Raw genomic sequence first — 25,957 nt, forward strand, 5'->3', positions numbered from 1 at the left:
TAAGTGGTTTAAATCGAATCAACCAGCATATTAATTGTAAGTTACCGATCGCAATAGATCAGGTCATAATCTTCTGCTTCCAGCGCCTGTTTTCTAATGACTTTACCAGCCTGATCATAATAGATCACTACGTAAAACTCTGCTTCCTCAATGTGTGTTTCGGTAAAATAGACCGGTAATCCGGGCTTACCGATATTCACGACATCATTGAATGACAGTGGGATCACCTCCCCTTTTTGACTACTGATCACACCATAGCCATTTTCTCCGAGGGCAATGATAATGATCTCTTCATCTGTCTGCTCCGTATAGCTAAAAGATTTTAATGATTGGCCAAGCGGTACCTGATTTTTAAGGTCGTAAAAATCCCATCCGTCGTTTTGACGGACCAAGGCTGCGGTATCATTCCAATAGACCACTTCATTGTAGATAAACTTAGAAAGCGGTTCTCCTTTCCTATCCACTAACCCTACTTTACCCTCTTTTCGTGCTACGAACGTACGGACATTATATTTTTCAAGTGCCTTATCGTATTGAGGAGGTACCAGCACCGTATCACGTTCTGAAAATAATCCGAACTTTTTGTTTTTGAGTAGGGACACGTAACTGTCTTTATAACTGCCAATGGCATCATATTCTGCCGACAATAATTTTCCATGCATGGAATAAAGTCCTTTTTTATTCTTTTTTGAGACAATAAGATATTCTCCTATGGCAAACGCATCATCGTATTTACCTGAAAGAATGTTATTACCCAATTCATTGAGCACTTCTGTGGAGCGCTCGGAAGTGACCTGAACGAATTCTGCAGCTCCGGATGAAGATAAAACAGCAGTACGACTCTGCTGATCAAGCACAATACTTGCTGTGTTCCTACTGTACAAAAAAGTACTGTCCTGCCGGTATCCTAAAGCAAAATGGTGCCCCAAAAGCACTAAAGAATCGAGCGCTTTGGCTACCTCTACGTAATTGGCTGCTTTGAGTAAGGTCCATAGTGTATCCTGTTTTACCGCCAGATATGAGGTATTGTGATCTACCTGGTCATATCCGGGGGGATAGATCGTTTCAAATGCATCATTCAATACCTGGTAAGCGCCTTTTTTTTCTACCAGGTAGCCATAGGGTAAAAAACTGATCTCTTGCTTCTCGTAGGGGATCAGCTCGTTGAGTTGTTCATCATATACCCCTTCACCATAACCGGACTGTAGCCAGAGCTTACCTTCTTCCAGCAGCTCATAATCCGTAAACAGCATTTGAAAGCGCAGTGCGCCGTTATCAGCAGCATCAATAATCTCACTGCTGATCTTCACGTCCAGTAACTTCCCTTTTTTGAAAAGCAAAAATTCTCCCAGTTGAAAAATATCGTCAAACCTTTGCTCTGTCAATACAATTCCGCTCATAGTCATCAGGTCCCAGGCACCCTTATAGTGGTATGCTATGAACTTCCCATTTAATACCTTCACATCCTGGAAACCGCGGTCTGTCAGCTTCATTCCCGATTTGTGCACCAGGTGATACAGACCATTTCCTCCTGACTTTAACCATCCATAGCCCAGGTCCGTCACCTCTTTGGCGTAGGGCGCTATGACGCTTCCGTCTTTTGCCACCACCTTTTGACCTGCATGAATGAAATCATTTTCTACCAACCCGCACAAATGGTCTTCGCTGACTTGCGAAAACCGGGCGGTCAACACTTCCAGCCCTCTCAGATCCATAAAACCATATTCCCGTTTTTCTAAGAAGGTGATCAGCGGCTTGTCAAGATCTGATAACGCCTTGAGCGAATCCGCAAGAAAACGCTGGGGATAGGTACCGACTTTCCCCTGTTCTTTTAATAAATGGAAAAGAAAGTTTTTCGCCTGGAGGGCCTTTTTGCTGTCCGGGTACTGATCAGCAAACTGGGTATAGCCTTTTACGGTGTTAGGCGCTGTCATTACCTCGTAGATCTTACGTTCTGCCTCTTCCCTGTAAGGCGTGGTGGGATGTTGTTTCAGAAACTTTTGGTAGCTCACCATCTTACCATCTGCCGTACTCTTATCGAAATAAAGCTTTTCATAACGCTCCTTAGCCTGTTTGTATTGAACAGCTTTGGGATATTTTTTCATAAACGCCAGGTACGACTGGTAGGTATTCATACGCACTGCTTCTTCAAAAGCATGGAGGTCACGTTCCGTTATGGCCCGCGATTCAAACCGAGACTTTGGGAAATGACTTAAAAAGGAAAGGTAGGCCTCTTCTGAATTTTCCTGCACTGCCCTGGCAAAGCCTGCACTATCTATCTGTAGTTTCAGCGTTTCCATAGCAATGGGCCCCGCACCTATTTTGGAGAGTTTATCACGCTCTTTGGAATCAAGCCCTGTAAAGTAGTCTTTGGCTACGTTTACATACTGAAGCGCTGAATCGATGTTTAGCAAATGATAGTCCGGGTGAAAATACAGCAGCGCTTTCAGATGATAAGCTCCCGGATAAGTACTGTCTTTGTCCAGCGACTTATGGATAATGGCTTCCATTTTGTCCAACTGACCGGTCGCATGGAATTTCAGTCCACGTTTTACCAGTCCAGCCTGTCCGTAAGCAGTAACAGCCAACGCAAGAAAACTTATGATTACGACAACCCGACCCATAAACCTTTTAAAATCCCGGCAATAATATGCAATAAACCGCAATGGAGTAAGCGAATGGAAATTTAATGAGAGGGCCTGTTGCGCTCTTTTCTAAATAATCCTTAATATTGCAATCCGTTTGGGAATGCTTCCTATTGGGGTAAGCATTTTAGAACACCAAGTAGCTCAGACAGTTGAGCAAAATAAGGCCTCGGGATGTGGCGCAGCCCGGTTAGCGCACCACGTTAGGGACGTGGGGGCCGCTGGTTCGAATCCAGTCATCCCGACATTGCCTGAATCGTTATGATTCAGGCTTTTTTGTTTGAATTCGCAAGAAATTGAGCCCAGAGCCTTGTTTTTATCAACACTATTCACTGTAGTTAAAACATTTTTGAATCCGATAAAAAATCCCTTGGATTAAAATTCACCTGGTGCGCATATAGTGATAGCGTTATGCGTGATGAATAATCTAAGGTTACAATCCGGGCTTTATCCCATCGAAAAATTTAATAAGATGCACCGTGAACTCATGCACTGTTAAAAGTTCAGCGTTCCGTACTTGGGACGCTGAACAGGGAAAACCGTTACATGTCATTCAAAAATTCGGGTAAACTTTATTGATTTCTCAACTATATGTCATCGCATATAAAAAAGTCTTCTAAAACCAAATTATATCTAATTGCATATAAATTGGTACATTCGCTTATTATTATATTCAAATGCATATAATGAAGCAATTAGCAGAGTTTGTCAAAGAACGGAGAAGAGAAGTTAATCTGACGCAAGAAGAATTTGCGGAACGATCAGGAGTTGCACTAACCGTAATACGCAAAATCGAACAGGGTAAAACGAATCTGAATATGGACAAGGTTAACTTAGTTCTTCAAATGTTTGGACATGAATTGGCCCCTGTTAGCCGTAAAGATCTGAATGAATGAGACAGGGAAAGGTTTTTTACAAAGATCATTTGGCCGGTATCATTACGGAAACGAATGAGGGCGAATATGTATTTCAGTATGATAATCAATATGTCAAAGATCATCCGAATGACTTTATCACGTTCACTATGCCTGTTACAGATAAACCATATACCGAAAAGAGACTCTTTCCTTTTTTTGAAGGATTGATCCCCGAAGGATGGTTGTTAGACATAGCTTCTGAAAACTGGAGGATCAATAAAAATGATCGTATGGGGTTACTTCTCGCCTGTTGTCAGAATTGTATCGGTGCTGTGAGTGTAGAACCAAATGCAGAAGAAGATGAAGCATAGATGTCTATACTGCTACAAACCAATTGAAGGCCAACTGGACTTTCACGAGAAGTGTTCAATAGAGTTCTTTGGAACACCAACACCGCCTAAAATAGAATATTCGCTCGATCAAATGGATGAGTTAGCGAAAAATATAGTGGAACGAAGCATTGCTGTCCCTGGTGTTCAGCCAAAATTATCTATGTCCTTAGTCAAAGACACTATTGAGAATCCCGATACGCGGCTGACTGTGGTTGGTACATTAGGTGGGCAATATATTTTTAAACCTCCTTCTGACAAATTTCCCGAGATGCCCGAAAACGAACATGTAACAATGCGAATGGCAGAGTCTTATGGAATTCGAGTAGTACCATCTTCATTGATTCGATTATTATCCGGAGAACTGTCCTATATAACAAAACGAGTTGATCGTAAAGAAACCGGAGAAAAGATCCACATGCTTGATATGTTTCAAATCACGGAAGCATTTGATAAGTATAAAGGTTCTTTGGAGAAAGTAGGAAAAGCATTGGACAGCTATTCGAGTAACACTTTGCTTGATAAGACCTTTTACTTTGACTTAGTTCTTTTCTCATTTCTTACCGGAAATAATGATATGCATTTGAAGAACTTCTCTATGATCGAAAATCTTTCTGGTTGGGTGTTGTCTCCTGCCTACGATCTCTTAAACGTTGCGATTGTCTTCCCAGAAGATACCGAAGAACTTGCATTGACATTAGTTGGGAAGAAAAAGAAGCTGAAGCGAGAACATTTTGAACATTTAGGAGAAGGACTGGGATTGACTTCTAAACAGATAAAAGGGGCTTTCAATCGAGTGATAAATAATAAATCAAAAGCATTCGATTGGATTGATCGATCATTCCTGTCAAATGATATGAAAAATTCTTATAAAGAAGTACTTGAGGGAAAATATAAACAATTAGGGCTAAAAGAATAAAGTGACACACAATAACAATAATGGTAGCCGTTGCACATAAGCCTCTAAAATCATTTTTTTTTTAATAAAGACAACGCACTTGGTGCGCATTTAGCGAAAGCGTAATGCGTGCTGATCTTGAAACAGGATTGCAATACGGGCCTTATCCCATCGAAAAATTTAATAAGATGTACTGTGAACTCATGCATAAAGTTCAGCGTCCCGTACTGGAGACGCTGAACAGGGGAAATTTTATACAAAGATCTTGACAGTCTATTAAACAAATAACTATTGTCAACTAACGCAAATATAGCGAAAGTATCATGCCTGTTGATTTTGGAATAGGTTGTAATCCAAGCTTTATCACATTGGCAGATTGTTGTTACTTATATACACTTTGAGTTTATCTGAACTAATATATATCATGCGTTTCGCATCAGTAACGTATAATTTCAGCTCATGTCGTATTAAGCACATTGTATTAACATCGTATATGGTAAAAATGCCGCTAAGAAAGTTTTGTGCTGTTAACAGACTACAGCTTGAGGGATTTTTGGACTTGTGAGACGTGTCGCATTCTGAAACTTTGGAAGCACCGGCAGACTTCACTACATTAGTGCCATTTACCAGGTGTGAGCACACACCTTATACATGGACGTTAGTTTGAATTATCATAGACAAAAATGAACATAAAACCGATTCTTGTATCATTTATACTTACTGCACTAATCGGCTGTTCGGACAAATACAGTCGAGTAGACGACGAAAAGTTTGTAGGAACCTGGCGATTGGAGGGCCGTTCAATGTTTGATGGAATAACAATTGAAATCGCCAGAAACGATAATGGTGAACTAATTGGACGTATACAAAAGTTGAATGATAATAAGTATATCCAAATGTTTGCGAATATAGGAGACACATGGGTGTCAGACATTTCAAGAAACTCAAACTTTCAGTTTCGTATGACTGAAAAGAAAATAGCACGTGAGCTTTTTGGGCTTTATGGTCTGAGTTCATCAACTGAGTTTAAGGTTGAATTTATTAACGAGAATACAATCGGTTTATCAACTGGTGGCGACCCAACAGAATCGTCTGTAAGATATGTACGTAAGGACGAAACTCAGGCGGATTGAGCAGACGGCTGATAGCCAATCGACCAATAGTATGCCTCTAAAAATAATATTCAAAACCGCTAGATTGTGGGTAATAAAATAGTTCAGAGGCACATGCCATATCTGGACGTTAGCTTTAAGGCAAATACTTATGGGATACATGGGGTTTGGAATGCGAAAAGAGGTTTACACAAGGAAACCCAAAGAAGCTTTCAAAAGATTAAAGCAAATACATGGCGAAACGCCCAAAAAAGAGAAAGGATTAAAGGACTCTGAATATCTTGAGCTCAAACAACACAGAAAATCTGGCTTTCGACATTTTTATCAGTCTAGAGTTTTCATGTTTCTTTTAAGTGTCTTAATCACTGTCGCGCTATTTGGTTTATTATGGCAGTTCATCCTTTCTAATTATTATCTAGACTACCAGCGGTCACAGTTTGAACAAAGTGGCATAAATGATTATTATGAGTCAAAACGACTTCAATTAGCCACTATTCAACCTTTCTTTAGTAAAAGGCGTAACAAACTAAAATCTGTTTACAATGGTTTCCTTGAACATCAAACGATTAAAATAAAATCGGCCGATGTACGACATTCTTATAACATTGACTCGATAAGAAGGGTGAAATTTAATACCGACTGGACCGATAAAAAATGTACCATCAATCAGAATAACCTGAACGTTTCTGGTAAAGGTTTTATTAGTACAACTTATCCCGACAAATGGATACTTGATATATTAATTTCAAATTCCAACCCAATTAACTCCTCCACTCTCAAATATTTAGAAACTGATTGGAATGAACTAGAAAGAATATTGCATATTCTAAAAGAAAATGACTGGACAATATCTACTCATGAGAATTATATCAGTATCCATTATGAGCATCCACTATTTGAAAATTACAACATAATTTTTGCAGACTACTTGCCACAAGAGATCTCTAAACAATGGAATATAAAAGGCTATATAATGAAATCAGGTATTATTCTAAAAGGTGAAGTATATTGGACAAGATTAGAAAAATTACCCAAAAGCTAATCATGTAATCATGTAGACAGTTCTGCCAGCAGAAACTGACGACGTGAACCTCACAAACCATCGTACGTACTTAGCAACGTGAACTCTCAATTAGCGCGATTATAGCGAAAGTGCCATAAGTGCTGATCTTGCAATAGGATTTCTAATCTGAGCTTGATCACATCGAAAAATTCAATAAGATGCACCATGAACTCATACATTGTCAAAAGTTCAGCCTCCCATACCGGAGACGCTGAATAGGGGAAAGGACATAATTCCGGCAAAACCACTGAAACATACACTCAGGCCGGCAACAGATATGAATTCCATTAAAAATCCATTAGATTGAGGTCCTGATGAAATAAATGTAAACACCACATTGTGGTGTAGAGCCAATGGTCAACAGCAAGCTGAGAACAACATTATATACACAAAATATTGAATGGCAGGAGAAACTGACTTAAAAAAATTAATCAGAGGAATGACCCCAAAACTAAACGAAGGGGAATATATATTTTCTACGGTAACAAGTTTAAATAAAATCAACCGGGAGGATACACTTTGTGAATTCAAAGAAAAGGAAGGGACAACGATTGTTATCGATAAAGAAAAGGCAGACGAATTAAATCTGAAGTATGAATACATTGCCTCATGGATAACCCTTATGGTCCATTCATCTCTTGATGCCGTTGGTCTGACAGCACTATTTTCAACCGAATTAGCGAAAAATAATATTAGCTGTAATGTTATCGCAGGATATTATCACGATCATATTTTTGTAGATAAAAAAGATGCTGATAAAGCGATTAACGTTTTGACAAAACTCTCAGCAGAGAAATAATAAAACCTGTTGTTAACCAAGGTGATCTTTGCACAAACCCACTTAACGCCTGCTTGGCAAAATCATCATGTATACTGTGGTAACCAATATCCCGAACATGTGTAAGAAATCCTACTTTAACTGAAGCATTTCAAAGCTCCTGGATTTTAATACCTTCTACAACAGAAGCATTAGCATTTCGATATGCGGAAGGCGTCATGCCAAGCTGTTCTTTGAAACACTTTCGGAAATACTTCAAATCAGAAAAATCAAGACTAAAGGCCACTTCAGAGACTGAGTAATCGTCACTTATGAGAAGCTCAGCCGCACGTTTGATCTTCACTTTTCTTATGAACATTTGAATGGAGTCCCCCGTAAGCATTTTGATCTTCCTGTAAAGAGATGTCTGGCTTAGTCCCAACTCTCTGCACAAATCCGGAACATTGAACTGTGAAGTATCCAGCAAGTCAAGTATAACTGCTTGAACCTTTAAAATAAACTTGACTTCTTTAGGTGAAGCCTGATCCACATTTTCCAGCTCAACGCCCGATTGGTATCTTAGTTTGATCAGTTTTCTATTATTGAGAATAGCATTTACCCGAACGATCAGCAATTCAGAGTTGAAAGGTTTGGTGATATAATCATCCGCGCCAAACTCATAGCCCTTTATCTTGGATTCATCCGAGTTCTTTGCTGTTAAAAGGATCACCGGAATATGACTGGTAGCCATGGTATTTTTGACCGCCTTACAGAACTCCAGCCCATCCATATCCGGCATCATCCAGTCAGATATGACCAGATCAGGTGCGCTTTTTATGGCCAGATCCAGGGCATCTCTACCATTCGCAGCCCTCAAAACTTTAAAGCCTGAAGAGAACAGCATACTTATGTAAGAAGTTATATCCGGGTTATCATCCACGATCAGGATAACCTTATCTGAATCAGTGATGGTCTGACCCTGGTCTGAAAGTCCTTCACTGCGAGTTAAAATGGTTTCATTCGTTTCTTCCTGCTTCATCTCCACAAACCGTACATGGTCCTTATCCAGCAGGTGTTGTTTATCCTTGGGTAAATGGATCAGGAATTGTGTCCCTTGGCCTTCTTTACTCTTTAATGCTATTTTACCTCCATGCAATTCAACAAAGTTTTTACATAAGGCCAGTCCTATACCTGTACCTCCTTTTCCAGCCGAGTTTTCTGTCTGATAAAAAGGGGTAAAGATCTTCTCAATCTCTTTCTCCGATATTCCTACACCTTCATCTTTAACCTCTATTATGATATGGTCCTGTTCGTGCAGCACACCAAATTTTATGGTCTGCCCCTTCCCGGAAAATTTAATGGCATTGGACAGAAGGTTATTCATAATGATCTGTATCTTCTCAATATCGACCCAGGCGTACAAGTCAGTCTCACAATAAAATCCAAACTTCATCTCTTGCTTTTTTGCGAGGTATGCAAAGCTTTCTGCTTCCTCCTGTGCAAGGATATTCAAATCGTGATAGCCAAGGTTCAGTAGTGTTTTGTTCGTTTCCATCTTCCGGAACTCAAGAATTTTACCGATAAATCGCAGTAGCACATTGGTATTCTTCCTGATCAGATATAAGTAAGGCAGATATTCTTTATCCTTGGTTTTTTTGATCAGATCATTAACAGGGCCCTGAATGAGGGTTAAGGGTGTTTTGAGCTCGTGTGAAAAATTAGTATAAAACCTTAATTTCTCTTTCATATCCCTTGATTCCTTAAGCCTTAGTTCTTTTTCAAAAGCCAGTTTTTCCCTTAGAACAAGCCTGCTGTTGTTGAATTTAATGAGCCTCCAAAGGGTTAATAAAATAAGTGCTGTAAACAAGCAGTAAGCCTGCCATGTTTTCCAAAGAGGGGGGGTAATGGTAATGTTCAGTTGTTTGATCACTGAAGTTTTGTCCCTGTATTTTATCTGAAACCGGTAATTCCCCGGGGGAACATTTCTGTAGACGGCAGTATTGAAATCTCGGATCCACTGCCACTCCTCGTCATAACCTTCCAATTTGTATTCCAGCTCATTCTGCATTCCGCTGTAAAAGCCAGGGATCATAAAGTCTACAGAAAAAAAGTTATCATCATACGCCAGCCGGACCCCCTTGGTCAGGAAGATACTCTCTCCGTCAGGGAATACTTCCGAATTGATCGGGTTCACTTTTTTGTTCAGGATCCTGAACTCATTAAAAACAACATCAGGGTATGAACTTTTTTCCAATATTTTATGGGGATAGAAGATGTTCATGCCAAAGATCCCTCCCACTACGATGTAGCCCTCTTTCGACAGGAAAATGGACCCTTGATTGAACTGGCCTTTTTGAAACCCGTCTTTGTGATCAAAGTCTTTCATATTATGCGTTTCAGGATTATAACTGATCACGCCATTGTTGGTAGAAAGCCACAAATTGTTCTGATCATCCTTTACTATTCCCTGTACAGTGCTGTTCTTGAAAGTCTCATGAATATCTTCAGCAGAGAAGGTCAGCTTTTTCGTATCAAAGGAAATGAGTCCATCTTGTTTTGTGCCCAGCCAAAGTATATTCCCGTCTTTACACATATCCAGAACATTGTAAATATTATTGCTGTTATCCCACTGATAGACAGCTAAGCTATCTTTGGCCGGATCAAAATATACCACTCCCCTTCCAAAAGTTCCCATCCATAATTCATCTTTTTCCGTGCCCGATATGGCCCGGATATCCAGATCATAAACGCCTGATTGCCTGGTGAGTCGCTCATTTTTTTCATCAAAGTAATACAGCCCTCCCCAGTTGGTGCCTGCATAAATTGTATTAGAAGGAGATTCATAAAGGCAGCGAATATCGTTTACCGTCAATTCAGAATCAGCACTACCTGTTCGAAACGATTGCACCTTCCCGGTTCGCCGGTCATACACGTACAGTCCATTTTGGTAAGTTCCTATCCAAACACGGGACTTATGATCTTCCAAAACACATAAAACAGCTTTATTCTGAAGCTGAGGCACGTCCAGGTCCATTACTTCTCCTTTTTTGGAGTCGTATAGGTTCAGTCCCTTCCCATCGGTACCCACCCAGATCAAACCTTCTGACGACTCGGCGACCCCCCATACATTCTGATAATTTATGGTGTTCAAACTATTCGGAAGATGGGTAATGGTCTGCACCTTTACTCCTTCAGGATCGAACACATTTATCCCTCCGTTATGCGTTCCCAGCCACAGCAGTCCGGTCCTGTCAGTAAATGTTTTGCTGATCGTCCGGTGGGAAATACTGTTATCGTTGATAGATGGCAAAAAGTGCATAACTGCCGCCTTCCCCTCAGCATAGGCGGACATTTCAAATCCAAAAAGCCCGTTCTGCCGGGTCCCCATCCACAAATAATTGTTGTGGTCCAGACTCATGCTGAGGTAATCATCAGCCGGTAACTGATCCGGCAACGCCCTGACAATGCCATAGCTGTCGTTTTCCTCCTTTTGTATCAGATACGGACCATTATCAGTACCCACCCAGACACGTTCCTCTTTGTCGGCAAAAATTTCATAGATACGGGTTTTACGCTGACCATAAATCTCTTCAGGCCTGAAATAGGTGAAGGTGTTATCCTCCAGGTTCATACCCAACACTCCGTTTTCCCAATAGGTCATCCAAAGTACATCGCCGGCAATGGTCATATTGGTGATCCGATAGTGGTAAGGGTCAGTATCGTTTCTATGACCATAAAGAGGCAGAAAATTAATAGTGTCATTAGCGATGCGCCATAATCCTCCGTCCTGTTTATCGACATAGCATACACCGCCAGTACAGAACATAGCCTGGGTGGCTTCATGGATCTTGTCAGGGGCGAATCGCACAATAGCGTCATTTTCATAACTATATTTCCCTATTCCTGCCTGTGTCAGTATCCAGAGGTCATTTCTTTCATCTACATACAGGCCATTGATGTGATTGTTGGGTAAAGAATTATTGTTGTGGCTTTCTTTCACAAACTTTTGGAAGCCATCATCCCCCAGGTAACGGAACAAGCCGTCTTCGGTTCCCACCCAGATATGACCCAACGTATCCTGAATAATATCATTGATAATATTGTTGGTAAGTCCTTCCTCTTCTGCTAAACGATTGAATTTATGCTGTTTGAAAAGGGCATGTTCCTGACACCATATACCGGTCCGGAACAATAAGACATTAAAAAATAGAATGGGTATCCACTTTCTCATACACGTCTACCTATGCACTACACAAGTTACAAAAGATCTTTCGGGTACTTCGATAAGCTCATTTAGATTTCTCTCTCCTTTATACGCCAGATTATCGCCTTCTTTGGCTGAAGTTTGATAAACCTCAACTATCTTAAAATCAAAAGGTAAGCCTGAAATTTTAATGCTCTTTTCCCTATTGCTCTGATTGACTAAAACGAGTACATATTCCTCATCCCCCTGGTACGCTGAGATCAGAAGTTCAGTAATGCTTAGCACCTTACTAAGGCCGTCAGATCTGGAAGTACCTATTCTGATCATACCAGGCCTCACAAACCTTGAATAGTGCCCCAACGCCCAGAGCATTTTAGACTCATATATATTTCCTCCGGACTTACTATGATCAATATATACCAAACCATCCTTATAATCATAAGGACTCACCGCCAGCCACCACTGCCACGCAGCAGCGTGGGCAAAAACGAGGTCTGCATGGATGACACGGGCCATGTAAAGCGCAGGTTCCATCCCCAGATCACGTCCGTTTCCTTCTATTTCGTCATTGTTCTCGAGAAGGGTATACTCACTCATCCAATACTCCAGGCCAGAATAACTGCGAACCTTGTTATGAAGTGCCTGTCTGTGGTCAATGAGCTGTTCGACACCCCATGTAGTGAAATAGCTATGGCCGGCTATCTTTTTGGCTACCGTGTTCAGGTTGCCAATATAAAACTCAGACGACATGTCAAAAAAAGCGCTCACCTGATCATCTCTGTTGGAATCTCCCAATTCCTTATATAAAAAATCGATCTGGCCGGCTTCTGTCACCTCAATTTTGGAAGTGATATTATTGGCAATAAAAGTGCTGTCAAGCGTTCGTACCATTTGAGCAATTTCATGATTATTCCACGGCGAACCTTCCTGTCCACAGCATTTCCATTCCCATTGAGGTTCATTGAATGGGCTGATATAATCAAAAGTAACCCCGGTCTCAGTAGCAACACCTTTTACCACATTACTTAAAAATTCAGCAAATTTTCCATAATTCTCTTTACTTAGATTAGCCGACTTCCCATCTTCAGACCATGCTTTTCCATTTCTGGTAAACACCACCGGAGGGCTGTTTACAAAACCGGTAAAAGTCTCAACACCTCGTGCTTTTGCCTCGCGCAAAAACCATAATTGACCGCTCTGTCTGGTCCAGTCATAGGTCTCATTTCCATCTATAAAACTCTCTGCTCTCCGCCATTCATCTTCGATCTTACTTCCTGCTCCCTGCGCTGCACTACCCCCGCCAATATTGAATCTCCACGCAGTAAGACCTATTCCTTTTGGGCTTCCGTCTTGGGCATTCTCCGTGCTGAAGAGAAGCTCGGCTATTTGCTTTCTGCTGGATTCGGGCCAAAATTTACCTACAAATTGAGCAGACCAGGCATCGGAAGCCCCAAAATTGCGGATCGTCTGAAAGGTGGCCGTGGTGTCCAGGCTAATGGTTATGAACTTAGCGGTATCAGCTACATCCGGTGGTACATTGGAATCTTTAATTCCGGAATCATCTCCGCATGCGGTTACGCAACAAAGGAACATTATCCCGTAAAACAACATTATTCTTGTCATCATAAATGTCTTTTTGTAGTCCTTATCTACTTCTCTGTTTGCCATAAGCAGGAAAGGACCACTGCTTTTATTAAGATTATGCCTATTTTTAAATAATTGAAAATCAAATATATATGTCTGAATTTGGCCATACAGAACTCATTGTTAATAATAATACCAATGGCTCAGAAAGAGCTTGTTTTGAATGATACCCGAGGATAAAGGAAACACTATTTCCGGACAAAACAGGGGTTACTATTATGCATAAACAGGGGGATAAAGACTAAATTCATAGATCCAATAGGTAATCCGTTAAAAGGCTGCCCCCGAAAGGGCAGCTTTCAAAATTTGTGTGTAGCATCCTATTGGTGACGGTTTTTATAAAAACCGTCAACTGATCCTACCACATTCTCAGTCGGTCAACATGGACCCAGTCAACGTGCATGTAAGTATCTCCTCCCGGCCCGTTATTACCGGACGACCCTTCCATCTGCAGGTTAAGGATAACCCACAGGTCTTTATTGGCAAAATTAGTACCCCTATGCTGTGCCTTCCAAACACCATCTATGTAATAATGAAGATCCACATCATTACCATCTTTTCTCATCCACATTTTGTAAGTATGGTAAGCGGTTGGTGTAGCAATCCAGGTCTCCTGCCCTTCCCAGGCCAGGTCATAGGTATTTTGCCGGCAATAGTTGCTACCTACGAATTCCATAATGTCGCTCTCTGCATCCCAGGGACCATCATGTGTGAGCCAGAAGGCAGGCCATATTCCCGGGCCGGTATTCGTAGCCACTCTGACCTGGGCGCTCCATTCCGGAAACTGATCCGTAACCCGTACTTTGTTTTTGGCATGGATGGCTCCTGAATGATATCGGATGGGCAACCATGGGTCATGAGAGCTGTTACCTTCATTCCAATTGATCCTGGAGGCTTTCAATACCAGGTATCCCGACCCGCTTTTGTAAATATGATTATGGTCGGTAGGGCTTCCATACATACGGGCAGAGCCATTGTGGTCGCTGCCCCAGGGGTACAGGTAATTCCACGTATTGTGAAAACCGCTGTAACCGGAACCATCAAAACCATCCCAAATAACGGTTTCCCAACTTCCCGAAGCAGCAGTTGACGGAGTTGCTGTGGACTCATCACCCGCTGCTGTCGTTAAAGGTTCCACAGCCGGTACGGCAGAGGGTTCAAGTGTATTCTCATTACAGCCAAAAAAGCAGGCGCTTAAAGTGGCATACATAATAGCAATAATTATCTTTTTCATGTTGGTATTTGTTTTGGTTATAAAAGATTTGCACGATCTACTGTTCTTCTTAAAAAAAATCAAACGTTCCACCCATCGCCATGAAGATCGTTATCTCCTGACAGGAATGATTTCAGGTGTAGTGAACACCTGAATTTTTAGGAGCGTTTTAGTGAGCATCGTTCAGTGCGTAATTCACCGTTGTGATTGAAATAACGCCATATTTTTTCAATTCAATGGGGGAACTATTAATCCGAATTCGGGGATAAACGGGTGTTGAAAGGTATTTTTTATTGTTACTTCTTTTTCATTGATAATGGCGTGATGAAAAGTATGTTGAAATTCACTTTTATCATTCTGTTATCACCATTTCAGGTATTCTTTAAAAATCGTAGAACGGGCTCTAATCCCTAAAAGAACAGGGCGCGTATTACACCGGGAAATGACGCCCAGTCTCTGAACTCCGGATTATTGCTGCGAAACTATTGTTTTATCAGTTTCCTGATCCGTAATCCTGTGGACGATTGTATTCTTACCATGTAAACACCTGTACTCAGATGACGTACATCAATAGATGTATCCATAGCATGGTTTTCATAAAATCCAACAGAGGTGCCGCTTGCATCGAGAATCTCAACATTTGAATTATTCATTAAGGTCATGCCCTGATCCTTAAAAGACAATTCCCCCTTCACCGGATTGGGGAAAAACAATACATCTCTGACATTTTCAGGGTCAATAGATAGTACAACGGAGGGCGCTTTGTAAAATTCAATTTCTGCTACCGTACCATAACTATTGTCAGGAGACAGGTACCTGACATAACGATACTCCTTCAAAATATCCGTACTGATACACTGCCAGTCATCCCCGCTGATGTGGTCAATGGTATAAAGGCCCGTAGCTTCATCAAAGCCCGCTGAATTTGAGGCCTGGAACTTACCTCCGATCATTTTGTCTGATTCATGCGCACGTGGGTGAAACCGTAATGCGCTGATTTTATTCTTAGCCCCGAGATCATAACCAATCCAGTGGCCATCCGCCGTTCCCGCTTCAAAATAGGTGCCGACGGATCCATCAAAAGCTTTTCCTGTCACGTTTTCATCTATGACCGAACTGATCAAAGATCCTGTCAATACCTCATCGCTATAATAACACATGGATCCCGGCGATACGATAACGTCCAGCTCTGCCAGGGATGACCATGGATTTTCATCAAATCCTGAAAGGGCATCAAAACGTATGTATCTGCCTTCTTTGGGACTAATGGTCACTTCTTTTTCGGAACGGGACAGTGTGAAGTTGTTTGACGAGACAGGGTTACCCCAGTTTTCCGGTTGCTTACTTATGTACAGATCATATCGCTTCACCATTCCGTTTGAATTGCCGTCCTGACGTGGAAGAAGCCTTAGTTTTTCAATGGTATAATTAGCCCCCAGATCAATTTGGAACTGATGAGGGTGGGAAGGCCAATGGTCTTTCCAATCAGAATGCCAGAAGGTGAGTGGGTCGTTGTCATAAACATTCTCTGCCATACTACCATCAAACGCCTCCTCACTACTCACATACTCTAAGGTCCATTGCCGCTTATCTATCGCCTGGGGATCTGTATAATCATTCCAGTTACCGGTATTGACATCAATTTGCCATCTCAGACGATAGTTAAGTGTAAGTTTGTTACCGGAAATTTGCAGCGGCAACCAGATATACTTAGACCTCTGCAGATCAGGATCCTGCCAACGATCACCGGAATAAATAAAAGTAGTTTTTTCAGTACCCACTACAGGTATAATGTAATTGGGCTGTGAATCAAAGGTAGAGCCATTGCCCAGGTCCATCAGGTCTGACCATGGACCTTCAATGGATTGAGCGTAGGCGTATTTACCCTGATTGGGGTCCCATCCGGTGGCACCGGAGGTGACTAAAAAGTAATACCCATTATGCTTGAACATGGCCGGGGCTTCACGCCACCGGCCTGGCCAAAGGGTCCGGATATTGGCCTCTACATCAAGATAATCCGCTGTGAGCCTATATATCTCTATATCGGCATTTTCGTTGGCAGCTGCAATGAAATAAGCCATACCATCATCATCCTTAAAAAGGGTACAATCTCTGGCCATTTTACCAAAGGGTCGAAAATGACTATGCTGAATGTAATCACCGTCGATCTGATCACTATAGAAAACACCAGCCTGAGCCATACCATAGTTGCCGGACTCATAGTGGAGCCATACAACATATTGCCGCGTTTGATCATTGTACAGGATCTTTGGCCGTTCTATGACCCTATCATTGTTATTCAGATCAGTGTGAGTATTTTTATCAATGATTGTCTTTACAAATGTCCAGGTCATGAGATCTGGTGATGAATAGAGATTCACTCCTTTAAAAAGATGTGCGTTGTGGGATTTGTCCTCACCGATCATATAGTATGTGCCATCCCTGTAGATAAATCCGGAGCCATGTGCTTCTATTGTGTTGCCATCCGTATCCTTCCAGATAAAGCTGTTTTCTATTACATTTTGGGCCGGGAGGATCAGTGCATTGAAAAGCATTATCAAAATGAAAGTATTACAGACCACTCTGTTTAATATTTTTCCTGAATCTATTATCATAAGAACCCTGGTCTTTGGTGTCATATTAACCTCCCTCTAAGTAGGTAAACACAGCGTTTACTGACAGGTGAAACATCACTTTAAAATGGGGTATTGATCAACCAACCCCCATGCCACAGGTTGTTTACGCCCCTGTCTTTACTCCTTTTCAGGAATGGGATTCAATGGGTATATCATTCTTACTCTACTGATCATTTAAGGCTATGGTCAAACCATCAGTGACCTCTCCTTAATCAGCATGTCTCTTATATACCCTCACATAGTCTACCTCATATCTACGGGGGAACCGGGTTTCTGAAGGATCACCTCCGTTCGATCCCAGCGCGAGGTTCAGTAAAATGTAATGAGGTTGATGAAAAGGATTAAAGCCGTCGCTATTGACTGTTTTTGTCAGATCTACTTCATTGAGCAATTCGTCATCCAGGTATAGCCTGATATCCTCCTCCGTCCATTCCATTTTCCAGACATGGAACTTATGGGGCCAGTTCGGATCCTGTTTTAGAAAGTGATCCAACGAACGTTGTTCATCATCCCAAACAGTACTATTCCAGTGATCTCCCCACGCGGCATTGGCCAGTATACTTGGTTGACTCTGAACCCGGTAGAACTCCATCACATCAATTTCTCCATTGGAAGGCCAGGGTTTTGTCTCGCCCAGTGTCCATATGGCCGGCCACATCCCTTTTGCCGTATCTATTTTGGCCTTCACTTCAAGGATACCATATTGAAAGAAAAACGTGCCTTTCGTGTTGATACTGGAAGAGGTGTATTCAGCAAATTCACGCTGTTTTCTCCAGTCGTCACTTGCAGGATCATACTCCTCATTTTTCAGCTTTTCCCTTCTGCCCTCGATTACGAGTACCCCATCCTCACAAATGGCGTTTTCAGGCTGATACCACTGCAATTCATCATTACGGACAAAACCATGCTCATAAGCCCATCGGGTAGTGTCAGGCTTTCCATCCGTATCAAATTCATCACTCCAGATCAGGTGATGTCCCGGTATTTCCCCGGGAGGATCAAGAGATTTTCGATTGGCACCATCGCTTTGACAAGCCAAAAAACAAAAAAAACCGAAAAACAAGGTACTGTCGCCCAACCATGATTTCATTCTATTCACTTTTTAATCATTTGTATTTTTTTCACCCTCGTTACTCCAGTCTGGTAAGCGATAGCCTTTTGATCTTAAAGCCTTGCCCACTTCCGTCAACAAAGTCTACCGCCACACCCAGAGAGACCTCAGTGGCCACGGCCAACGTAAATTCAACCTTGCCGCTACTCAGAGAGCTGTAATTCAGCGCATTGTTGTTCAGGGCATTGATATCCGGTAATCCGTTCCCTTCCGCTATTACAAAATACGCGGGATCACTATTGATACCATTCCAATCCCATTCCGCTACTTCAAAAGCGTATTTTCCGGCCGGAAGTGTAGTGGTCTGATATACCTTACCGTTGGGTATATTCGGTGATCCCCAACCTGATTCCAATCCAAACGTTCCTCCCGCATCGGAGTTGAAACCACCATATCCGCCATGGCTCCTGGCCGCATCATTGGCTGACCAGTCATCCAGGTTTCCCCAGCGTCCCCCTTCGTATTCTCTTTCCGTTGAAATAAAGGGATAACCTGTGTTTTTGAGATACTTCTCTGTCACATCCCCGATCTCACTCAGTTCTATGGCGGCTTTTGTATTAATTAAAATAATGGCGGTATTCTCAGGCCCCATCAGTGTATGGCTTGAGGTACCCGTAATACTCACTGCTATAGCGAGGGTACTGCCAAAAAAATCTTCAAGAGTACTGAAATCCACTACTAAGTGAAGTGGTGCACTTATTGTATTGGCCTGGACCTTTACTTCTGACGGTATGGAGTAGTCACCCTCAGGAAGCAATACAGTATTTTTAAGGGTGCCATTGGAGATTAGTTCGGTAATAATAGCCGTATTCACTGACACATCCACTTTGAATGAATCCAGCGTAACCGTAGAAAGTGTTACTCCAAGCGGAATTCTGAACTCTGTTTTATCAGGGTCAACCGAAAAATTTCTTTCTTCTGTCACATTCAGCTGTTCCCCGCCCCACCGGATCGAAACATTCACTAAAGGCTGGGTTATTATTACTTCTTCGGGATCTTCCTGGCAGGAAAAAAACATGCCCGCCAAAAGAAATAATTGCCCGCAAGCTATTTTGGTCATTATTCTCTTTATATGTCTCATGATGTCAATGTCTTTTTTGTATTTCGTATGGTCTACCAACCGGTATTTTGAGTCAATGTACCATTGGTTTTAATGATCTCCTCTCTTGGAATTGGATACAAATACATCTTTTTTTCAAAGATTCTCTGCTCTACCGGGTCGTTTGAATATTCATAAAGAAAATCGTCTGAATTTTTAGTGACCCTTACTCCATAGATAGGGCTCCCCAGAGACTCTTCGCCAATCATCCAGCGCCTGGCATCCCAGAACCTGTGTTCCTCAAAGGCGAGCTCAACACGCCTCTCCCTTCGTATTCTTTTTCGGAATTCTTCCTGAGAACTCTCAGCTATGTCAGGCATATTGATTCCGGGCCTTTGCCTCACCATATTCACAGCATCTTGGGCACTTAGTGAAAATCCAGCGCTGTTATCCGGGCCATAAGCCTCATTCATCGCCTCTGCATAGTTGAGTAATACTTCAGCATACCGAAAATAGACCCAGGTATGCACGCTGGTTCGATTTTGCGTAAGATCCAACCCTTCATCAACGTATTTTTTCAGGTAGTAGCCTGTTCGGGTACCTCGGGGCTTATCCGGTGCGTCTTTGCCGCCGTCCCAGATCTCTATCCTTCGCCCTTTGTATTCCGAATCATTGACTATGACCGTCATCGAGAGCCTTGGGTCACGATCCACATAAGGGTTCAAAGAGTCGTACGAAGGGTCGTCAGCAATGGAGAGTCCATTGATCGTTTCATATACATCCACCAGGTTTTGTGAGGGGTTGGTACCCCCCATGGCTCCCTCGAAACCTACAGGATAGTTTAACCTTTCAAAATCAGCGCTGGCAGCGTAGCGACGGGCAAGGATAAACTCATCACTAGTGATCGACCTGAAAAGGTTCCTGTAGTTTCCTTCCAGAGAATATTGGTTCAGTAGTATTACTTCATGGGCCGCTTCAGCAGCCTTCTGCCATTTCTCTATGCTATTGCCCGTATTATGTAACGGACTGGCTGCATACAATAATGCCCTGGCTCTAAGGGCTAAGGCTGCCCCCTGTGTTGCCCGGCCTACCTTTTTGTCGTTATCGAAACCGCTCCATGTCAGTCTGAGATCATCCATAATAGAAGTGATCTCTGTATCAATAAAGCTGATACATTCCTCAAAGCTATTACGTTCCCGCGCCGGGCTTTCCGGTGACAATACTTCGGTAATGATGGGAACGCCACCATAACGTTTTGCTAATTCAAAGTGAAAAAACGCTCTTAAAAAACGTGATTCGGCCCTGAGCCATTTCAGATCATTGGTTTGATTCCAATAATTCTGCCGGCCCTCATCCGAGATGGTATCGCGAAAGACGATGGTTTCATAATCTACGGTTTTTTCCAGGAACAAATTCACCTTTCTGATCCCTGAGTAAAAACGCCCCCACTGATCATCCGGGTTATTGAGCGCTCCCCAGCTACCATTGGTTAAACTTTGAATGGCCGTGCCTGTTCCACTATGGAGAGCGTCATCAGATGCGGAGGCCAGCATAGCTCCGTTTATCCTGCTGAACCCCTCCGGTAAATAGGCATAAATGCCAGTGCCAAAGTCCCGAATAGTGGTGTAGGTAGAAAAAACCTGATCCTCGTTGTAATTGGTATCCAGCTCCCGGTCAAGAAAATCATCCTCACAAGCAAAGAGCACGAAAACCACCAGTAATAAAGATTGATATATATACTTTTTCATTTTTCTTTTTTTGATCAGTACTAGAATTGAATTCGGCCCCCCAGACTATAGGACCTCAATACCGGGTACCCACCCAGGTTCTCAGGATCCACCGCATCCACATTGTGCCAGGTAAACAGGTTCACCCCGCTTACAAAAATTCTCGTTTTGGAAATTCCCAGTTTACTGACCCATTGTTCCGGCAGTGTATAGCCAACTTCTATATTTCGAAGCCTCAGGAAACCTCCTGACTGACTCCAAAATGTAGATCTGCGATAGTTATTTTCGTTAGGCTGGGTGGTCAATGCCGGATAACTGGCGCTTACCGGGTTATCAGGGGTCCATCTGTTCAAAATATTGGTCCCTGCATTGTTGTCATCTACAAATGCCCAGAAATAGGTCCCGTTCAGGTAAACGTCCCTGTTGGCTGCTCCCTGAAAGAACAGTTCCAGATCAAACCCCTTGTAGCTGCCTCCTAAATTGAAACTGTAGGTCAGAGACGGCTCCCATGGATCTCCTATGGCCATTTCGTCGTTGTCGTCGATCAAGCCATCACCATTTACATCTTTGTAACGGATATCCCCCGGCCGAACAGGCGAAAAGGCAGATACCGGTACGCCTGGCACAAGGTCTCCGTTGGAGTCAAAATCATTTTGCTGATAGAATCCTATGGCTTCAAGGCCGAACGGCTGACCAATGGCCTCACCGGTTCTGTACAGATAGTCTTCGGCTCTTACCACCTCATTCATCTCTTTTATTTCATTCCGAGCATAAAATGCGCTGGCATTAATAAAATACCCAAATTCCCCAATCTGATCACGATAGGTCAGGCTAACTTCAAACCCACGATTATTGACCTTTCCCACATTTTCAAAGGGAGCATCCACCCCTACATAGGCAGGAACTGTAGCATTGGCACTGGCCAGGACATCCGTTCTTTTTTCAAAAAAGAGATCTACCACAAAGTCCAGTTTTGAAAACAAACTACCTTCAATTCCCAAGTTGTATTTCAGGGATTTTTCCCAGGTAATATTGGGGTTAGCAAGGGTTCCTTCTTCAATAGCCCCCGACCACGCCACATCCGGCCCGAAATAGTACCCTCCTGAATAATTATAATCCTGAGTATAGGCAAATCGATTTCCAACGAGACGATCGTTACCCACAAGACCTGCAGAAGCACGTGTTTTGAGGAAAGTCAGGGTTTTACTGTTTTTGAGGAAATCTTCCTTACTCACTATCCATGCAGCGGATAAAGAAGGGAAAAACCCAAACCTTTTCCCTTTGGGAAAGCTTTCCGAACCACTATACGCATACCCAAACTCTGCATAATAACGAGCATTGTAATTGTAGTTAACCCGCCCCATTATACTTTGATTGGCAAAAGGCACGTTATTCCCACTGACATCCAGTACATCCTGGTGATACATCACCAGAGCGGATATCCCGTGCTTATCAAATTGTTTACCATATTCCAGGGCCATTTGTATATTAAATCTATTGAACTGGTCATTTCCTCCTTCATTCACCTCAAAATCTGTATCGATTCCCTGCTCTACGTAGATAAGGCTATCACGGCCATCTGCAGAGGCGCCTCTTACTAACTCCTGAAATGAATAGCCTTTGGTCTTATTGTAGTTACCCCTGTGCCAGCTATTCACTGAAATTGCCTGCCTGAACCTCAAGCCTTGTGCAATAAAATCCAGCTTTTCGGATAGCCTGAGCGTAGCCATTACATTGCGGTCATGCGAAGAAGTATACCCCCGATCCAATATGGACGCGACCGGATTGTCCGGATATATGGAGTTTCCACCCCATGTGCCATCAGGATTTCTTACAGGATAGGCATTGGCCGGGTAACCGGCCATATTTTCCCACAGCTGTGCCCCATTGAAGTTAGGGAAGAACCGATCTTCTATCCTACCCCCAAAGTCAAGGGAAGCATCTACCACCGGTGACAATTGAAGATCAATGTTTGAACGGAAATTATATCTTTTGAAATCCGCATTGGAATTGATCTTCTGATCCGGATCCGTATTGTCATAGAGCCCCTGATTTGACATATGTCCCAGAAGAACAAAATACCTCGCTGTCTCAGACCCTCCGGAAAAGGTTAAACTGTAGTCACTAATAGGTGCGCTTTCTCTCAAAACTTCATCATACCAATCGACATCCGGATGTAGAAAGGGATCACTTCCATCCTGATAGGCTGCCAACGCTTCATCCGAATAACGGGCAGGAAGGCCATCATTCTGCAGCGCTTCGTTGTAAAGCCTTGAGTAGTCATAAGCGCCTAAAAATTCCGGCAACTCAGTAGGTTGTTGCCAGCCTGTTCTTGCACTCAAAGAGATCCTGGTCTTGCCTATACTGCCCCTTTTGGTGGTAACCAGAATGGCTCCATTTGCTGCTCTTATACCATAAAGAGCAAGGGCTGCGGCATCTTTCAAAACAGAAATGCTCTCTATTTCGTCCACCGATAATTGATCAAAAGAAGCCTCAAATCCGTCAACGAATACCAAAAAATTATTGTTGTTGTACGTTCCCTTACCTCTGATAAGCATGGAAGGTGAATCATAACCAGGCTCTCCACTACCCTGCATTACCGTCAGGCCAGGTAAACGTCCGAAGAGTGTATTGCTCAATGTTGGAGCAAGTGTTTTGCTCATTTCCTGACCTCCAATGGTCGAAATAGCCGATGTGATTTCCTCTTTTTTCTGCGTTCCGAAGGCCACGGGTATGGATTTCTCATCTTCCGTAGCATCTTCATAAGTCACAATGACTTTTTCCTCGGCAGACTGGGCCCATCCTGTGGCATAAAGGCAACAAAAAAGGAGTATTGCAAAAAGATTGAATTTTATATGAGTCGGTAAAATTTGTTTCATTTCATTAGATTTTTTCATTATGGTCCCGATTACCATCCGGGGTTTTGTTTCAAATACCCTTTATCAATTTCCCCCTGTGGTATAGGGTACAGATACAGCCTGTCATTCCACACACGGGTTTCAAAAGGTTCTTTTTGATACAAGAAACTCCCATCTGCCTGTTCATAAAGGTTGAGTCCGTGCATTTCACCTTGCATTACTCCTTCCTGTCCCGCTATCACCCATCTGCGTACATCAAAAAAGCGATGCTCTTCAAAGGCGAGTTCTACAGCACGTTCTCTTCTGATAGCTTCTCTGAACTCTTCCTGTGTATCGTATCGTGGATCAGCGGATGAAAGCTGAGGTATACCTGCCCTGTCCCTTATGGTGTTAATAGCGTTAAAAGCCCTGGGGTCCAACGGGGATACTTCATTCAATGATTCGGCATAGTTCAGGTAAAACTCTGCCAACCTGAAAACGATCCAATTGTATTGCCCGCCACCCCAATTTCCTTTCACTAAAAATTTACGCATAAAACCGACGCCGTTGACCGGTGCATTGGAAGACCATGTGCCTCCGTTTGTTCTAAAAAAATTAACTACACCTATTTCATCATTCCAAACCCCTCCGGAATACAGTACAGAGTACTGGAACCGTGGTTCCATTTCCTGCATTTTGGATAGGTACTCACTGCCCGGGCCACTATCAGGCCAGATCTGGTCACCACCACTTTGTGTATAATATTTCTGTGCATGCTCCAGGGTCACTCCATGTCCATACCACCCACCGTAAATGCCTCGGGGCATGGCAAATTGCTGAAACATAGGCCAGTCGGAATTCCACCAGCCCTCAGATTGGCTGGATAAAATGATCTCCGGATTATGAGTCAGCTCAATGGCATTTCGATAATTCTCTTGCGGGTCGGGTGATTCTGTGACCAATTGTATGCCGGCACCTGCCGCCCAGTTCAGCAGTGCCTGACTGGCATCAGCTGCCAGTTGCCACCGGCTCTCATCATAAGAAGGGTAGCCGGTATATTCCCTGCCTTCTCCCATGTAGGGTGTATTGGTATTGTGAAGAGGGCTGGCAGCGTATAAAAGGACCCTGGCTTTCAGCGCAAGGGCAACCCCTTTGGTTATTCTACCCGTTTGGCTGGCAGGGTAGCTATCCGGTAGTATCGCAGCTGCCTCATCACAGCTTTGTACAATGAAATCTATACATTCCTCATAGGTATTGCGTGGTAACAGGATATCATCTTCTGTGGAAAGAACAGAGGTGATCAGTGGAACAGCACCGTACCTCTTGATCAATTCATGATACGGCAGAGCCCTCAAGATCTTTACCTCCGCTTTCATCCTACTCTTTTCATCTTCCGGTATCTCCGATACCCTGTCAATATTATCCATGAAAATAGTGGCATTCCGAATGCCTTTGTAGTGCCAGTCATAGTTGTCTTCTCCCGTATATGTAGTGCTTACGTTCCCGGTATTATGATTATTCGAGGATGGCCAGGAGTCATAGACATCTCCTTCATCGCAGGCCGCCATCAGCATTGATGCATACAGGCCGTTGTGACGTCCCCAATCGTAGGGAAACCCAACAGGCATGCAAGTCCTGTAGCTTTCCCATAAAAATGATTCGGCATTAATTCGTGTAGAAAATATTTCATCGATGGTAACATCATTACTTTCGGGCTTTTCAAGAAAATCGTCGTTGCACGCCACCAGGTTCAAGAAAACAACCATTCCGATGGTCCTGTAAAACCGTATATTTTTATATGTCTTTTTCATTCGAATAGATTTTA

General features: G+C 42.8%; 16 protein-coding genes and 1 tRNA gene. 7 read left to right on the forward strand and 10 right to left on the reverse strand.

All coding sequences use genetic code 11. The features are described from left to right. Positions 1-41: 41 nt before the first annotated feature. Positions 42-2,624, reverse strand: coding sequence for a WG repeat-containing protein (locus FNH22_RS10915; RefSeq protein WP_143398413.1), 2,583 nt, complete (start codon positions 2,622-2,624; stop codon positions 42-44). A 191-nt stretch (positions 2,625-2,815) separates the two neighbouring features. Between FNH22_RS10915 and FNH22_RS10920 the strand changes: the two genes are divergently transcribed. From FNH22_RS10920 to FNH22_RS10950, 7 genes are all read left to right on the forward strand, one after another. After that, positions 2,816-2,890 (forward strand) — tRNA-Pro (locus FNH22_RS10920). Between the two features lie 441 nt (positions 2,891-3,331). Beyond that, positions 3,332-3,541: a helix-turn-helix domain-containing protein gene (locus FNH22_RS10925; RefSeq protein ID WP_143398414.1), complete on the forward strand. Its 210-nt coding sequence runs from the start codon at positions 3,332-3,334 to the stop codon at positions 3,539-3,541. Further along, positions 3,538-3,873: a HipA N-terminal domain-containing protein gene (locus tag FNH22_RS10930; protein ID WP_143398415.1), complete on the forward strand. Its 336-nt coding sequence runs from the start codon at positions 3,538-3,540 to the stop codon at positions 3,871-3,873. The genes FNH22_RS10925 and FNH22_RS10930 overlap by 4 nt, the downstream gene beginning before the upstream one ends. Further along, positions 3,863-4,810 carry a HipA domain-containing protein gene (locus FNH22_RS10935; RefSeq protein WP_143398618.1) on the forward strand — a complete coding sequence of 316 codons (948 nt, stop codon included), beginning with the start codon at positions 3,863-3,865 and terminating at the stop codon, positions 4,808-4,810. The genes FNH22_RS10930 and FNH22_RS10935 overlap by 11 nt, the downstream gene beginning before the upstream one ends. 662 nt (positions 4,811-5,472) lie before the next feature. After that, positions 5,473-5,922: a hypothetical protein gene (locus FNH22_RS10940; RefSeq protein ID WP_143398416.1), complete on the forward strand. Its 450-nt coding sequence runs from the start codon at positions 5,473-5,475 to the stop codon at positions 5,920-5,922. Between the two features lie 130 nt (positions 5,923-6,052). Continuing rightward, on the forward strand, positions 6,053-6,943 hold the full coding sequence (locus tag FNH22_RS10945; RefSeq protein ID WP_143398417.1) for a hypothetical protein: 891 nt from the start codon (positions 6,053-6,055) through the stop codon (positions 6,941-6,943). A 421-nt stretch (positions 6,944-7,364) separates the two neighbouring features. Then, positions 7,365-7,763: an ACT domain-containing protein gene (locus FNH22_RS10950; protein WP_143398418.1), complete on the forward strand. Its 399-nt coding sequence runs from the start codon at positions 7,365-7,367 to the stop codon at positions 7,761-7,763. A 130-nt stretch (positions 7,764-7,893) separates the two neighbouring features. Here the strand turns inward: FNH22_RS10950 and FNH22_RS10955 are convergent, their stop codons facing one another. From FNH22_RS10955 to FNH22_RS10995, 9 genes are all read right to left on the reverse strand, one after another. Continuing rightward, positions 7,894-11,952, reverse strand: a complete 4,059-nt coding sequence (locus tag FNH22_RS10955) for a two-component regulator propeller domain-containing protein (RefSeq protein WP_143398419.1) — start codon at positions 11,950-11,952, stop codon at positions 7,894-7,896. 6 nt (positions 11,953-11,958) lie between these two features. Next, entirely contained in the window at positions 11,959-13,551 is a 1,593-nt protein-coding gene (locus FNH22_RS10960; RefSeq protein ID WP_185154177.1) for a glycoside hydrolase, read from the reverse strand. A gap of 376 nt (positions 13,552-13,927) precedes the next feature. Beyond that, positions 13,928-14,803, reverse strand: a complete 876-nt coding sequence (locus tag FNH22_RS10965) for a family 16 glycosylhydrolase (protein ID WP_221420257.1) — start codon at positions 14,801-14,803, stop codon at positions 13,928-13,930. 461 nt (positions 14,804-15,264) lie between these two features. Next, positions 15,265-17,397, reverse strand: a complete 2,133-nt coding sequence (locus FNH22_RS10970) for a discoidin domain-containing protein (RefSeq protein ID WP_185154178.1) — start codon at positions 17,395-17,397, stop codon at positions 15,265-15,267. Positions 17,398-17,626: 229 nt separating this feature from the next. After that, positions 17,627-18,508: a family 16 glycosylhydrolase gene (locus tag FNH22_RS10975; RefSeq protein ID WP_143398422.1), complete on the reverse strand. Its 882-nt coding sequence runs from the start codon at positions 18,506-18,508 to the stop codon at positions 17,627-17,629. A gap of 40 nt (positions 18,509-18,548) precedes the next feature. After that, complete coding sequence (locus tag FNH22_RS10980; RefSeq protein ID WP_143398423.1) at positions 18,549-19,610, reverse strand: DUF5013 domain-containing protein; 1,062 nt, start codon at positions 19,608-19,610, stop codon at positions 18,549-18,551. A gap of 32 nt (positions 19,611-19,642) precedes the next feature. Next, a complete protein-coding gene (locus FNH22_RS10985; RefSeq protein WP_143398424.1) occupies positions 19,643-21,316 on the reverse strand; it encodes a RagB/SusD family nutrient uptake outer membrane protein in 1,674 nt (557 codons plus the stop codon). Between the two features lie 20 nt (positions 21,317-21,336). Continuing rightward, complete coding sequence (locus tag FNH22_RS10990) at positions 21,337-24,174, reverse strand: TonB-dependent receptor (RefSeq protein ID WP_185154179.1); 2,838 nt, start codon at positions 24,172-24,174, stop codon at positions 21,337-21,339. Positions 24,175-24,203: 29 nt separating this feature from the next. Then, entirely contained in the window at positions 24,204-25,943 is a 1,740-nt protein-coding gene (locus tag FNH22_RS10995; RefSeq protein WP_143398426.1) for a RagB/SusD family nutrient uptake outer membrane protein, read from the reverse strand. Between the last annotated feature and the right edge of the window lie 14 nt (positions 25,944-25,957).

It is taken from the genome of Fulvivirga sp. M361 (assembly GCF_007097395.1).
Classification (GTDB): Bacteria; Bacteroidota; Bacteroidia; order Cytophagales; family Cyclobacteriaceae; genus Fulvivirga.